Origin of the sequence: uncultured Rikenella sp. (assembly GCF_910579375.1) — a bacterium.
In the GTDB taxonomy this organism is placed as follows: Bacteria; Bacteroidota; Bacteroidia; order Bacteroidales; family Rikenellaceae; genus Rikenella.
In genome coordinates this window covers 1-13203 of the sequence record NZ_CAJTUJ010000046.1, presented here as the reverse complement: position 1 = coordinate 13203, position 13203 = coordinate 1, and the positions used below count along the sequence as shown (strand labels likewise).

Sequence of the window (13203 nt, the reverse complement as noted above, 5' to 3'; positions counted from 1 at the left end):
GCGCGCCTTGCGCGATTCATTCTATTTCGGCAGTAAGCCGAAATAGCTGAATCGCTCCTTTAGGCGACGGCACGTGGTTACTTTTAAGTAATAAAGGCCGCCCGCCGTGGCGCGAACGCGTCCGCCGGGCAGGCCCCACGTCCCGTGGACGGGCGAAACTTACGTTTCGCTACGGCAGCCTCAGCCCAACTCCCTGTTCCGCGCGCTGCCGGAAATCTTATTCAAAGCGCCTTACGCTTTGAATGATTTCCTACTTCAGCGATCGCGCGCGGGAGAACTTTGTCCCGCCTGAAACTGCCCTGCGCGGGCGGCGGACGGCTAATAAGGCAAAGACAACCCTAACAAAACGCCCGATGGGCGCACCGGAGGGACGGAGCGATACTACGTATCGCTTAATCAACTCAGCCCAACTCTTCGTTCGCGCGCCGGGGGAATCCTACAGAAAGTCTGCTCACAAAAAAATCCGCCTCTTCTGCTACCGGCCCAAAACCGGCAGAGAAAAGGCGGATGCCATGTTGCCCCAATCAAGAAACTACAACTGTGTCTCCGGATCGAGATTCCGACTCTCGATGTCTTTGAAGTATTTATAGGTACCGACCTTCAACTCCGAAGTAGCATCTTCGTCGCACACGATAATCCCGTGCGGATGCTGCTGCAAAGCACTGATCGTCCACATGTGATTGATCCCCTCTTCCACCCCGTGCCGCAGGGCCCGCGCCTTCCCATGCCCGTTCACGAGGATCAACACCTCCCGAGCCGCCATAATCGTCCCCACACCCACCGTGAGCGCCGTTTTCGGCACTTTATTGACGTCGTTATCGAAAAACCGGGAGTTGGCGATAATGGTATCCAGCGTCAAAGTCTTCATCCGCGTCCGCGACGTCAGCGACGAGGCCGGTTCGTTGAAAGCGATATGACCGTCCGGCCCGATCCCGCCCATAAAGAGCTGAATCCCCCCCAAAGACTCGATTTTAGCCTCGTAAGCCGCACATTCCGCCGCCGGATCCGCCGCATTGCCGTTCAGGATATTGACGTTTTCGGGTTTGATATCGACGTGGTTGAAAAAGTTGCTCCACATGAACGTATAGTAGCTCTGCGGATGTTCTTTCGGAATCCCGCAATATTCGTCCATATTGAAAGTCACCACGTTGGCAAACGAGACCTTCCCGGCCTTATGAAGCGCTATCAACTCTTTGTACGTCCCCAGCGGCGTGGAGCCGGTAGGCAGCCCCAGGACGAACGGCTTATCAGCCGTCGGAGCGAAAGCGGTGATTTTGTGCGCAATGTAATTGGCCGCCCAACGCGAAAGGTGGGCATAATCGGGTTCGATGATCAGTCGCATATTGTGTAAAGTTTATTCGTTTCTTTCATCAGCAAAGAGCAATGGGTCGCCCGCTGCGAACGAGGTTCGATCTATGAACAAATATAAACGATCTGCCGTTATTTTCCAAGCACTCGGACGCGGAGCGGCAAATCCTGCCTACCGGCCAGCGAAGAGTCGATGTACAGACGCTCCTCGCCCGAACCGCAATCGGGGAAACAGACTCGATATTCACCCGCCGGCGGAAGCAGTTTCGTCGGATCGGAAAGCGTATCCCGCCGAATCAGGTAAGGCGCACCGAGCATCCGGTCGGCCCTCTCGATCTCTCCGGCCTCGATCGCTCCCCGGATCGCGGTCGAACTGATCGCTTCGTACCGCCCCAGGTTGGCTGTATGAATGCCGTCCCGTTCCAACGCTTCGATCGACCCGGAGCGGTCGTGTCCAAAATGGTGTCCTTCGCCGGAGAGGACGATTTCGGCCCGCAACAACCCTCTCAGATAGTCGCGCGTAAAGGTTTCGCTGTCGATCCGACTGAACTCCGGGGTAAAACGGACGACCACGACATGTCCGATTCCGGTCTCGGCCAGCAAGTCGAGTTTTTCGGGCAGCGTGCTCAACAGCCGATTCTCTCCCCGCAGCACGAACCGAGGGTGCGGATCGAAGGTCACGACGACCGACGTTCCCTCCTGTCCCAACGTATCGCGGGCCGCCACGTTCAACCGGTCGATCAGCAGCCGGTGTCCGCGGTGAACGCCGTCGAACGATCCCACGGCGACGGCCGTGCGAGTGAACGCGGGCAGGTTTTCGAATCCGTAATGCACTTCCATGAGAGGTTCCCTCCTCCGAAATTAATCCTGCACCGCAACGGAGTCCGAAAAGTCTCCTTTGGAAAAATAGGCTACTTTTTCCAACAGGGTAATGATGTCGTAATCTTCGACATAGATATCGTCCGGAAAATTAAGGGGGGTCGAGGTGAAATTGAGCACCCCGCGTATCCCGGCTTCGGTAATGGGCTCGACCATCCCTGCCGCCACGGAGGAGGGCGAAGTGAGGATCACGATCCGAATATCGAGCCTCCGGGCGGTCTCGGCAAAGGTCTCCATATGATAGCATGGCACCCCTGCCACCGTATGTCCCACTTTGCCCGGATCGACGTCGAAAGCGGCGGTGATACGCAGTTTGGATCGTTTCCCGTTGAAATAGTGGGTCACGGCCTGAGCGAGATTCCCCATCCCGATGACGCCGACGCTCAACCCGGCCGAACTGTCGAGAATGGTACCGATAAAGTCGATGAGCACCTCCACATCGTAGCCTTTTTTGGTATCGCTGCTGAATCCGATGAGCATCAGGTCGCGCCGCACCTGCACGGCGGTAATGCCGTGCATCGAAGCGAGTTCGTGGGAATAGATATGGGTCTTCCCCTGTTTCAAGCACTCCAGCAACATGCGGCGATATTCGCTCAGACGTTCGACGGTTCTCTCGGGGAGTTTTTTCGCTGCGGTGAGGAGAGCTGTATCGGTATTCATGGGGCTTCTCTGCCTTGGAGGGGATAATTGAGAATCGAATGGTTTTCTAATGTTAGGCAAATATACTGTTTTTTCCTTGATTCGATATCGAAAAGCTACCGCCCCGGGCTACCGCAGTCCCTCCTCTGGCATGCCAGGTGGCGTCGGCGGATACGGCTATAGCTTATCATCAGCGGGGGATGGCATCTGCGGGCTGGACTTGAATTTCAGTACGCACCACCTTTACCCCAGCTACTCGGACAATCGCGGCGGCGGTTTTCAGTTGCGTTGCCTCTCGGAATAAACGGGAACCGTGCAAACATGGGGTAGACACGGCCAGCTTTCGAGTGCCGAGCGGCACCGCCCCGGGCTACCGCCATCGGAGTACAGGCATACTGAGCAGCGTCGGCAACAACGGGTTCAACTGGTCGGGCACGCCGGTCACAGGCAACGTCACCGTATGGTATTTAGACTTCAACATGGAGTCACTGACGACCAGTTACTCTTATTATCGCGCCCGCGGTTATCAGTTGCGCTGCCTCTCGGAATAAACGCGCCCATAGGGCGTTTTGCTGGCAGCCTCTACCCCAAGCAACTGGCCGCCTCTACCCTATTTTCGACTTTAGCGGGCCGGAACCAGCGTGGGCCAAACGAGCATCGCGAATTGCGGGCCTCCCGCGCGGGGAGGCTTCGGCCCGCGCGACCCTAAAGGGTCGCAAGAGCACGACCAAAGGTTCAGCCCAAACAACAACCAAAGATTCAGCCCTATTCGCAGTTCAAAACTCGCCCCCAATTCTGGCAGGTTCGGGCTGTCGCTCATCCCTCCGAGGCACTTCGCGCCTGGGCGACAAGGCCGACGGTTCTTTGAACCGCAAAAGCAACGCCCATTCACCCTCGGGCGCGCTACTCGCTCTCAGCCTATAGCTGTTCGCCGCCAGCGGTGAGTGCAACGAGCTCCGTCGAGTTGCAGTCCGCCGCATGGGGTGGCGGCGAACTGCGCGGCTCTGCGAGCCGCAAAAGCACGGCCAACAGCTCGGCCCAGCGCAGCGTGAAAACCGTAGCCGGTTTTCCCGCCTGAAGAACAAGCACAGCCCAAAACAAAGCCCAGTTCTCCGCCCCGTGTCCGCCTCACTGCGGCTCCGCTTTCGCTCCGCCGCGTTTTACCGTCGCCCGCGTAAAGGAGCGCGCGATTGCTGGAAAAACTGCCCTTATGCCGGGCAGGCAGTGCCGCTGAACCGGGCAGCCTCTACCAAAAAACGCGCGGAAGCCTCAGCCCCATGCAGCCCGCCCGGCCGCCATAAATCCAACAAAATTCAACAAACCCGTTAAGAATCCAACATCCGAAGGCCGCCCCGTAGGCAGATACCGCCCAATTCCTTACCTTTGTCCCCGTCATTCGAAAAACAACGACTCTTAGACCGATATGTTTCGCATCCTGAAAAAACGGCTGCTCGCACCCGCCATCTACCTGATGGAAGTCGAAGCGCCGCGCGTGGCCCGGGCCGCACTGCCCGGACAATTCCTGATCGTCATCGTAGACGAAAAAGGCGAACGGATTCCCCTGACCATCTGCGACTACGACGCCGAACGAGGCACCGTAACCATCGTCATTCAGGCCATCGGAGCCTCCACCATGCGGATTGTCACCCTCGAAGAGGGAGACAGCTTCGCCGACTTCGTCGGGCCGCTCGGACACCCTTCCGAATTCATCCACTATAGCCCCGAGAAACTCGCCGCCACGAAATTCCTGTTCGTTGCCGGCGGATTAGGCGCCGCACCGGTCTATCCGCAAGTCAAATGGCTCGCCGAACGGGGCATTCAGGCCGACGTCATTATCGGCGCCAAGAACGAAAGCCTCATCCTGCTCGAAGAGGAGTTCCGCACCCTGACCCCGAACGTGCACATCGCCACCGACGACGGATCGAAAGGATACAAGGGGCTCGTGACCAATCTCCTGAAAGAGCTCGTCGTGAACGACGGGAAACATTTCGATTGCGTGGTAGCCATCGGGCCGATGATCATGATGAAATTCGTCGCCCTGACCACCAAAGAGCTCCACATACCGACCATCGTGAGCCTCAACACCCTGATGGTGGACGGCACCGGGATGTGCGGCGCCTGCCGGGTGACCGTCGGCGGGAAGACCCGCTTCGCCTGCGTCGAAGGGCCGGAATTCGACGCCCATCAGGTCGATTTCGACGAAGCGATGCGGCGACAGGGCATGTACCGCACGATCGAAGAGCGGAAAAAGGCGATCGAAGCCGAACGCGCAGCGGGACACAAGTGTAATATCGGGTTGTAACGATTTGAAAATTAACGAACATGGCGAACAAGATACCCAGAGTTCCCGTACGGGAGCAAGACCCGAAAGTGCGGGCGACCAATTTCGAAGAGGTCTGCTACGGCTACGACCTCGACGAGGCGACGTTGGAGGCGAGCCGATGCCTCGGCTGTAAAAAACCGCGATGCGTCGAGGCGTGCCCGGTATCGGTCGGAATACCGGACTTCATCCGCTGCATCGTCGAAGGCGACATCGCCGCAGCGGCGCGGGTGATTGCCCGCGACTCGCTGCTGCCGTCGGTCTGCGGACGGGTGTGTCCGCAGGAGAATCAGTGCGAAGGATCGTGTATTCTGGGCGTAAAGGGCGAGCCGGTGGCGATCGGCAAGTTGGAACGCTTCGTGGGAGACTGGGGACGGGAGCATCATCTGACACTGGCCGAAGCGGCATCGGGCAACGGACATCGGGTGGCCGTGGTGGGCTCGGGGCCGGCGGGGCTGGCTTGTGCGGCGGATTTGGCCAAATTAGGATACGAGGTGACGATTTTCGAGGTGCTTCACCGGCCGGGCGGGGTGCTGGAGTACGGGATTCCGGAATTCCGGCTGCCGAAAAAGGGAGTGGTGGAACCGGAGATCGAAAATGTACGCCGATTGGGGGTGAAGATCGAGACGGACGTGGTGGTGGGACGGACGGTGACGGTGGATCAGTTGATGGACGAAGAGGGGTTCGAAGCGGTCTTTATCGGCTCGGGAGCAGGGCTGCCGCGGTTCATGGGCATTCCGGGCGAGAACCTCAACGGGGTGGTCTCGGCCAATGAGTTTCTGACCCGCACGAACCTGATGCACGCCTATGACGAACAGTACGACACACCGATCTATACGGGCGACCGGGTGGTGGTGGTCGGCGGGGGGAATGTGGCGATGGATGCCGTGCGGACGGCGAAACGGCTGGGCGCCGAGGCCTTTATCGTCTATCGGCGGTCGGAGGCCGAGCTGCCGGCCCGGCGCGAAGAGGTGCACCACGCCAAGGAGGAGGGGATCGAGTTCCGGATGCTGACCAACCCGGTGGAGATCGTCGGCGACGAACAGGGCTGGGTGACGGGCATTCGGTGCGTGCGGATGGAGCTGGGCGAGCCGGACGAATCGGGTCGGCGGTCGCCGGTGACGGTCGAGGGATCGGAGTTCGACATCCCTTGCAACGTGGTGATTATGGCCCTCGGGACTTCGCCCAATCCGTTGATTGCGGCGACTACGCCGGGGTTGGAGGTGACGCGCCGCGGCTGCATCGAAGCGAGCGACCTGGGGGCGACGAGCCGAGAAGGAGTTTTTGCCGGAGGCGATGCGGTGACGGGCGCGGCGACGGTCATTCTGGCCATGGGAGCGGGACGACAGGCAGCCAAAGCGATCGACGAGTACATTCGGAACAGGGCGTGACACGCACACTTCAATTAAAACCGAAGCGGGCGATTCTTATAAGGAATCGCCCGCTTTTTCATATGCTTTACAACTCGATTTCGTACCCTCTCCCGTCGCGCTCGACATAGGCCCGTCCGGCATGTTTCGACCGGGCGTAGTCGAAAGTCGGCTCTACGATCCACCGTCCCCGACGGTCGATAAAGCCGTACAATCCGTTCATCATCACACAAGCCGCCCCTTCGGAAAACCGTTGCGCGAAATCGTAACGTGCCGGAATCGCCATCCGTCCGTCCGGCCCGACATACCCATAGCGATCGCCTTTCCGCACCAATCCCCTCCCGTCCGAAAACGACCACGCATCGTCGAACCGAGGCCGCGACAAGAGCCGGAACTCGCCGTCCGCAAACCCCCACCGTCCGCCGAGGCAGACCGGCGCGATGCCTTCGGAAAAGTCGCCGCAATCGTCGTACTCCGGCTCCCGCAACCACGCTCCGTCAATCCCGACAAAGCCCCACCGGCCCTCCAGAGACACTGCCGCGGCCCCTTCCGCAAAATCGCGGGCCCGGTCATAGCGACACTCCGCCACCAATGTCCCGTCGATCGCCGCAAAACCGTACTTCCCTCCCCTGCGCACCAGCCTAACCCCCTCGCGTCCCGCTTCGCCGCAGTAATCATACGCAACCACCGGCGCAGCCTCTCCGGCCAATAGCTCGGCCAACCTCTCGATGCGTGCTTCACCCCGCTTCAGGGCCACCAACAAGGGGTCGGCAGCCCACTCGGTATGCCGAAGAAAATCGTCGACAGGACAACGGCCCGCCACCAATGCTGCCGGTTCGAACAACATGCCGGTCGAAGGACGGAACCGGTCGTACAACTCGGGCCAACAGGCCAAAACCCGCAATGTCAGGCTAATCAGAGCGATCGCAAAGTCGTCTATCCGCTCGTCGAACATGCTGCCGCCGCGATCCGGCAGCCTAAACCCTTCGGTTCCGTTCTCCCGTGCCCGCTCGCCGGCCATCTCGGGCAGATAGAGACCGTCGTAATCGATCAGGGTCAATTCGCCGTCGGACCGGACGATCAGATTGTCGGGTTTCAGGTCGCCGTGGGCGAAGGGTTGCGACAAGAGCCACAAGGCCAGCCGGTCGAAAGCTTCGGACAACCGTTTCAACTCCTCCGTATCGGCTGCGGCAACGGCTGCGGCCATCCGTTTCGTCAGGGTCTCTCCGTCGGCCCACTCCATCAGCAGGGCGGGAAAACAGGCTGCCTGATCGTCGTCGTCGAAAACGATCATCTCGTCGTCCAACCACTCGACCGAAACGAGATGCCGCTCGCCTGCTCCGCCTCCAAGCCGGGCCTGGTTCAGGGCCCGCACAATACGCCGATAGGCGTCTGCCCGACCGGGCTGGTGGCGCGTAAAGCATTTCAAAGCGTGGGGCCGCCGGTCTACTTCGACACGAAAAACTGCGCCGTAGGCTCCGGCCGAGAATTCGACGGGATGGGATACAGAAAGTCCCGACAGGCTGCGAAACAGCCCATCGGGATTTGAAAGGGTCTCGACGTATCGTCCGATCGTCGGATATTGCATCATCGATTTTTGTATTCTATCTCTTTGTGCCGGACGGAACCGTACCTTTCTTGAAAGAAAGGTACCCAAAGAACTTTTGCAGAGGTCGTCCCGGTGGGCCGACCTCGGGTTATCTCCGCCTTGTTCGTTGGGCTGGGATTTTCAGGCGCGGCGCGCTAATAATAAGGCTAATACCCAAGCGCGCCCGCCGAAAATCCAGCCCAACCCAATCGGGCAGACACGGCCAGAGCATCCCGCAGGGATGCGCTCTGAAGTTTGGCTTCGCCTTCCTCCTCGCCCCTTACCATAGTCCGTAAACGGCCTCTGGATTCGCTGGCAGCGTCGGTTGTTCAAAAAGAGAACAGTTCTATACAGGGCAATGAATAAAGAATGCAAGATCATCGACATGCGATCAGCAACGGCCCGGATAGACCTTCAAAGCCCGTTCCAGCACCTCCATAGCCCCCCTCAACTCGTCGATATTCAGGACATACGCCAACCGCACCTGCCTACGCCCCGCCGCCGGGTCGGAATAGAAGCCCGATGCCGGAGCCACCATCACCGTCCGCCCCTCCAGCTCGAAATTCTCCAACAGCCACTGCGCGAACCGATCCGCATCGTCCACCGGCAGCTCCGCAATCGCGTAGAACGCCCCCCGAGGCATCGGACAACGCACCCCCTCCATCCGATTCAGCGCCCCGACCATGAAATTCCGTCGCGCCTCGTACTCGTCATGCACCGTGGTAAAGTAGCTCTTCGGCGCCCTCAACGCCGCCTCGGCCGCCACCTGGCCCACATACGGCGCGCACAGCCGCGCCTGGCCCATCCGCAACGCCGCGTCGATCACCGCCGGATTTCGACTCGCCAACGCCCCGATCCGCGCACCGCACATGCTGAACCGCTTCGAGATCGAGTCCATCATAATCACATGCTCGTCCAGCCCCTCCAAAGCCAGCACCGAATGATGCCGCGCTCCGTTATAACAGAAATCGCTGTAGACCTCGTCCGCCAACAGAAACAGGTCGTGCCGCAAGACGATCTCCCGCAACTGCAAAATCTCCTCCTCGCTATAGAGGTACCCCGTCGGATTGTTCGGATTGCAGATCAATATCCCGCGCGTTTTCGGCGTGATCCGTTTTTCGAACTCCTCGATCAGCGGCAGAGCGAAATCATCCTCGATAAAAGAGCGCACCGGCACGATCTCCACCCCCGCCTCCATGGCGAAACCGTTGTAATTGGCATAGTACGGTTCCGGCACGATGATCTGATCCCCGCGGTTGCACGTCGCCATCATCGCCATCAGAATCGCCTCCGACCCTCCCGTGGTGACGATGATCTGCTCCCCCGTGAGCGGCAAACCGCGCTCCGTATAGAACCGCGCCAAGGCCTCCCGATAGCTGCCGATTCCGGCCGAATGGGTATAGGCGATCGTCCGGACATCGATCTCCCGAATCGCCGCCAACGCCTCGTCCGGTGTCGGGATGTCCGGCTGACCGATGTTCAGGTGATAGACATGCACCCCGCGCCGTTTGGCCTGCTCGGCATACGGGACGAGTTTTCGGATGGGAGAGGCCGGCACGTGGAGGCCGGTCTGCGAAATTTTCGGCATAACGCGATGCTTTGACGAGTGATTCTTTCTGGTAAACAAAGGTAATATTTTTCGGGGCTCACCCGAAAAAAATCGGAGTCGGTTTCGCCGATCGTCCGAAACGAAATTCCCGCCGAAAAACGTTATCTTTGGGGTTGTTCCGAACCGGAACGATTCGAAACGCTATGGAAAACAACAGATCGAAACATAAGCCACGTGTGGTGGTGGGGCTGTCGGGAGGGGTCGATTCGAGCGTCGCGGCATGGGTGCTCAAGGAGCAGGGCTACGAGGTCGTGGGGATGTTCATGCGCAACTGGCACGACACCACCGGCACGCTGGCCGGCGACTGTCCGTGGTACGACGACCGCGTTTTCGCCGAACTGGTGGCCAAGAAACTCGACATCGAATTCCACTTCATCGACCTCAGCGAGCAGTATCGCCAACGAGTGGTGGACTATATGTTCGCCGAGTACGGACGGGGGCGGACGCCGAACCCGGACGTGCTGTGCAACCGCGAGATCAAATTCGACGCCTTTCTGAAGGCGGCTCTGGAGCTGGGGGCCGATTATGTAGCCACGGGGCACTACTGCAAGACGGACACGGTGGTCAGCCCGGCGGACGGGCAGACGTATCACCGCCTGATTGCGGGCGACGACCACAACAAAGACCAGAGTTATTTCCTCTGCCAGCTCAATCAGGAGCAACTCGCGAAGGCACTGTTTCCCATCGGAGACTTAGAAAAGCCCGAAGTGCGGCGCATTGCGGCGGAGCAGGGGCTGGCCACGGCGAAACGCAAAGATTCTCAGGGGATTTGTTTTGTCGGAAAGGTCGACCTGCCGGTCTTTCTGCAACAGAAATTAGCGGCACGGCCGGGCGGAGCTATCGTCGAAATTCCGGCGGATTGGGCGGGATACGTGGAGGCGGGACACGACCCGTATGCCCCTTATGCCTATCACGAAAACGACGGAACCCAAGTGGGCGAGCACAACGGGGCCCATTTCTACACGATCGGGCAACGCAAGGGGTTGAAGGTGGGGGGGAAACCGGAACCGCTTTTTGTTATCGCGACGGATGTGGACGCCAATATCGTCTACGTCGGCATGGGCGAGAGGCATCCGGGACTCTACCGGAGGGGGCTGCGGATTCGTCCGGAGGAGATGCACTGGGTGCGGCCGGACTTGGCGCCGACGGCCGGAGATACCGCGCCGCGCGAGTATCTGGTGCGGATTCGTTACCGGCAGCCGCTGCAACGGGCGACTCTTCGGGTTGATGACGACGGGTGGGGGATCGTCGACTTCGCCGAACCGCAACGGGGGGTAACGGCGGGGCAGTTCGCGGCGTGGTATGCACCGGACGGGGAGCTGGTGGGTTCGGGGGTGATCGACGCTTGACGGGTTCGAGGCGGGCTCGTAAAACGCCCCGGGCTACCGCAATGCACACTCGGGCCTTACGGGCGGCGTCGGCAACCAGGGCTACAGTTGGACTACTGCCACAAGCGGAATCAACAGCATGCTTTTGGAGTTTCGGGTGCAGTTCCTCATGCCGGACTACGCAGTCAGTCACGGCTATGGTTTTCAGTTGCGTTGCCTCTCGGAATAAACGGGCTGCGGGCGCAAAAACATATGAGATAAACACATGAAAAACAAAATGATCCTGAAACGTATACTTACCTGTTTCGGCCTGCTTCTCCTCGGCACGGGGATCGGCAGAACCGAAGAGACAAAAACGGCACGAATCGTTTTCGACCATTACACCTACGATTTCGGAGAGATTCGAGAGACGGACGGTGATGTCAGCCATACGTTCCGGTTCACGAACGAAGGAGATTTTCCGCTGGTTATCAACAGCGTCGGCGTGTCGTGCGGTTGCACCACCCCGCAATTCGACAAGGCTCCGCTGCTGCCGGGACGGACGGCGGAGATGAAAATCACGTTCGACCCGACGAACCGGCCGGGACGCTTCGAGAAGGTGATCCATATCCTCTGCAACGACCCGCGCCGCACGGTGCGGCTGACGATCACCGGGAATGTCATCCCCAAACCGAGGACGTTGCAGGACGACTACCCGTACTATCTGGGCGAAGGATTGCGGATCGCCGACCGGAACCTGACTTTGGGCATGCTGCCTCACGGGAAGACGGTCGTCCGAAGCGTCGGAATCGCCAACGCGGGTAAAAAAACGATCCGAATCGAAACGACCGGTCGTTCGTTGCCGGCATACGTGACGGTGCGGCCCAAGAAATCGCAACTCGCACCGGGAGAACGAAGCGAAATCGAGTTGACGTTCCGCGCTCCGGAAGAGGTCTGGGGGAGGCAACAGGGAAGTTTCGAGCTGTCGGCAGATCACCGACCGCTGCTCGACCCGGTCGAATGGACAGTCATTTTCACGGAGGACTTCGGGGCGCTCTCGCGGACTACGCTCCAGATCGCTCCGCAGGCGGAATACTCTTCTTCGTTCTACCACTTCAGCGACCAGCCACAGGGAAAAACGCTGACACGCGAGTTCCAGATCACCAACACGGGTCGTAAAGACCTTATTATTCGACATATCGGAACAACCGACAATCGACTTCGCGTGACGGCGGACAAGACGGTCATCTCGCGAGACGATACGGCCACGCTGACTGTAAAATGGGACACGACTGACAAACAGGGACGGATTTCGGCTGGAATCACGATCGTCACGAACGATCCGGGACGTCCGGCACAGGAGATTCGCCTACAGGCCCGTATGGTGGAATAGCCTGCCGATCGACTGATTTTGCGACTGTTTTTACAGGAAATTCGAGGAGTCATGCCCCCGCCCCGGGCAACCGCGACGCCTATTCGGGGGAATCGGTGAGTGTCGGCAGCGCTGGATACAGCTGGTCATCCACGTCCAGCGACATTTACGGACGATTTTTATACGCCAGCACGCAGGAGCTCGTCTCCAGCAATACAGGTGATCGTGCTGTCGGTCGTCAGTTGCGTTGCCTCTCGGAATAAACGGGCCGCTCGCGAGGGCAAGGGGCTGGGACTACCCTACTCTTTTGGACGGGCCGGAGCCAGCGGGGGCCGAACGAGGATCACGAGTTGCGGCCCTACGCCGGGGGTGGCTCCGGCCCGCGCGACCCTAAAGGGTCGCAAGAACTCCGCCACCACCGCCCAAATCGGCCAAGTTCGGCCTGTCGCTCACTCCTCCAAGCGACAAAGCCGGCGATTCTGTGAATCAACTACTCACTCTCGGTTTAAGCGGCCGAAGACTGCGGGACCCAAAACGAGCATGGCGAGTTTTGGGCCTCCGCGGCGGGAGGCTTCGGCCTGCGCGACCCAAAGGGTCGCAGGAGCTCGGCTCATTCGTCCTCGGTTCAAGCGGACGGAGCCTGGGTTGTTTAGGGTAGAGGCTGGCAGTAAAAGACGCTGTGCGTCCCTCCGCGGTAGAAGGCTTCGGCCCGCACAACCCTACGGCTCACAAGAGCACTGCCAATTTGTTTTCGGCCGCAGCCAGCGGAGAACGAATATGAAGGCCAAGGCGGCCAGTAAAAGACGCTGGG

Annotated in this window: 12 protein-coding genes; 7 read left to right on the top strand and 5 right to left on the bottom strand. The window is 59.5% G+C overall.

Features of this window, described 5'->3' with window-relative positions:
• Positions 1–532 precede the first annotated feature (532 nt).
• The 3 genes from nagB to QZ302_RS05575 form a co-directional block, all read right to left on the bottom strand.
• Positions 533–1342 carry a glucosamine-6-phosphate deaminase gene (gene nagB, locus QZ302_RS05585; RefSeq protein WP_294593458.1) on the bottom strand — a complete coding sequence of 270 codons (810 nt, stop codon included), beginning with the start codon at positions 1340–1342 and terminating at the stop codon, positions 533–535.
• Positions 1343–1440: 98 nt separating this feature from the next.
• Positions 1441–2148 carry an FAD synthetase family protein gene (locus tag QZ302_RS05580; protein ID WP_294593456.1) on the bottom strand — a complete coding sequence of 236 codons (708 nt, stop codon included), beginning with the start codon at positions 2146–2148 and terminating at the stop codon, positions 1441–1443.
• A 21-nt stretch (positions 2149–2169) separates the two neighbouring features.
• Positions 2170–2847, bottom strand: a complete 678-nt coding sequence (locus QZ302_RS05575) for a redox-sensing transcriptional repressor Rex (protein WP_294593454.1) — start codon at positions 2845–2847, stop codon at positions 2170–2172.
• 130 nt (positions 2848–2977) lie between these two features.
• Here QZ302_RS05575 and QZ302_RS05570 point away from each other — a divergent pair, with 130 nt between their 5' ends.
• The 4 genes from QZ302_RS05570 (at position 2978) to gltA (ending at position 6537) form a co-directional block, all read left to right on the top strand.
• A complete protein-coding gene (locus QZ302_RS05570; RefSeq protein WP_294593452.1) occupies positions 2978–3130 on the top strand; it encodes a hypothetical protein in 153 nt (50 codons plus the stop codon).
• A 43-nt stretch (positions 3131–3173) separates the two neighbouring features.
• A complete protein-coding gene (locus QZ302_RS05565; RefSeq protein ID WP_294593450.1) occupies positions 3174–3377 on the top strand; it encodes a hypothetical protein in 204 nt (67 codons plus the stop codon).
• Positions 3378–4249: 872 nt separating this feature from the next.
• Positions 4250–5128 (top strand): sulfide/dihydroorotate dehydrogenase-like FAD/NAD-binding protein, encoded by an 879-nt coding sequence (locus tag QZ302_RS05560; RefSeq protein WP_294593447.1) that lies wholly within the window; start codon positions 4250–4252, stop codon positions 5126–5128.
• A gap of 20 nt (positions 5129–5148) precedes the next feature.
• Entirely contained in the window at positions 5149–6537 is a 1389-nt protein-coding gene (gltA, locus tag QZ302_RS05555; protein ID WP_294593444.1) for an NADPH-dependent glutamate synthase, read from the top strand.
• 67 nt (positions 6538–6604) lie between these two features.
• On the opposite strand, the gene QZ302_RS05550 is transcribed toward gltA, so the two are convergent.
• Both QZ302_RS05550 and QZ302_RS05545 read right to left on the bottom strand, forming a co-directional pair.
• Positions 6605–8107 carry a WG repeat-containing protein gene (locus QZ302_RS05550; RefSeq protein ID WP_294593441.1) on the bottom strand — a complete coding sequence of 501 codons (1503 nt, stop codon included), beginning with the start codon at positions 8105–8107 and terminating at the stop codon, positions 6605–6607.
• A 388-nt stretch (positions 8108–8495) separates the two neighbouring features.
• Complete coding sequence (locus QZ302_RS05545; protein WP_294593440.1) at positions 8496–9692, bottom strand: pyridoxal phosphate-dependent aminotransferase; 1197 nt, start codon at positions 9690–9692, stop codon at positions 8496–8498.
• 164 nt (positions 9693–9856) lie between these two features.
• Here QZ302_RS05545 and mnmA point away from each other — a divergent pair, with 164 nt between their 5' ends.
• The 3 genes from mnmA to QZ302_RS05530 all read left to right on the top strand — a co-directional run bounded on the left by mnmA (position 9857) and on the right by QZ302_RS05530 (position 12655).
• Complete coding sequence (gene mnmA / locus QZ302_RS05540) at positions 9857–11062, top strand: tRNA 2-thiouridine(34) synthase MnmA (RefSeq protein WP_294593438.1); 1206 nt, start codon at positions 9857–9859, stop codon at positions 11060–11062.
• Between the two features lie 244 nt (positions 11063–11306).
• The gene (locus QZ302_RS05535; RefSeq protein ID WP_294593435.1) at positions 11307–12413 is read left to right on the top strand and encodes a DUF1573 domain-containing protein; all 1107 of its coding nucleotides are present in this window, start codon (positions 11307–11309) and stop codon (positions 12411–12413) included.
• Between the two features lie 95 nt (positions 12414–12508).
• Positions 12509–12655, top strand: coding sequence for a hypothetical protein (locus QZ302_RS05530; protein ID WP_294593433.1), 147 nt, complete (start codon positions 12509–12511; stop codon positions 12653–12655).
• The last annotated feature ends 548 nt before the right edge of the window (positions 12656–13203 follow it).

Excerpts from the sequence above, each read along its gene's own strand:
- QZ302_RS05550 (WP_294593441.1), bottom strand. The coding sequence starts at position 8,107 with ATGATGCAATATCCGACGATCGGACGATACGTCGAGACCCTTTCAAAT.
- QZ302_RS05535 (WP_294593435.1), top strand. The coding sequence starts at position 11,307 with ATGAAAAACAAAATGATCCTGAAACGTATACTTACCTGTTTCGGCCTG.
- QZ302_RS05580 (WP_294593456.1), bottom strand. The coding sequence starts at position 2,148 with ATGGAAGTGCATTACGGATTCGAAAACCTGCCCGCGTTCACTCGCACG.
- QZ302_RS05570 (WP_294593452.1), top strand. The coding sequence starts at position 2,978 with ATGCCAGGTGGCGTCGGCGGATACGGCTATAGCTTATCATCAGCGGGG.
- QZ302_RS05560 (WP_294593447.1), top strand. The coding sequence starts at position 4,250 with ATGTTTCGCATCCTGAAAAAACGGCTGCTCGCACCCGCCATCTACCTG.
- gltA (WP_294593444.1), top strand. The coding sequence starts at position 5,149 with ATGGCGAACAAGATACCCAGAGTTCCCGTACGGGAGCAAGACCCGAAA.
- QZ302_RS05545 (WP_294593440.1), bottom strand. The coding sequence starts at position 9,692 with ATGCCGAAAATTTCGCAGACCGGCCTCCACGTGCCGGCCTCTCCCATC.
- QZ302_RS05575 (WP_294593454.1), bottom strand. The coding sequence starts at position 2,847 with ATGAATACCGATACAGCTCTCCTCACCGCAGCGAAAAAACTCCCCGAG.
- nagB (WP_294593458.1), bottom strand. The coding sequence starts at position 1,342 with ATGCGACTGATCATCGAACCCGATTATGCCCACCTTTCGCGTTGGGCG.
- mnmA (WP_294593438.1), top strand. The coding sequence starts at position 9,857 with ATGGAAAACAACAGATCGAAACATAAGCCACGTGTGGTGGTGGGGCTG.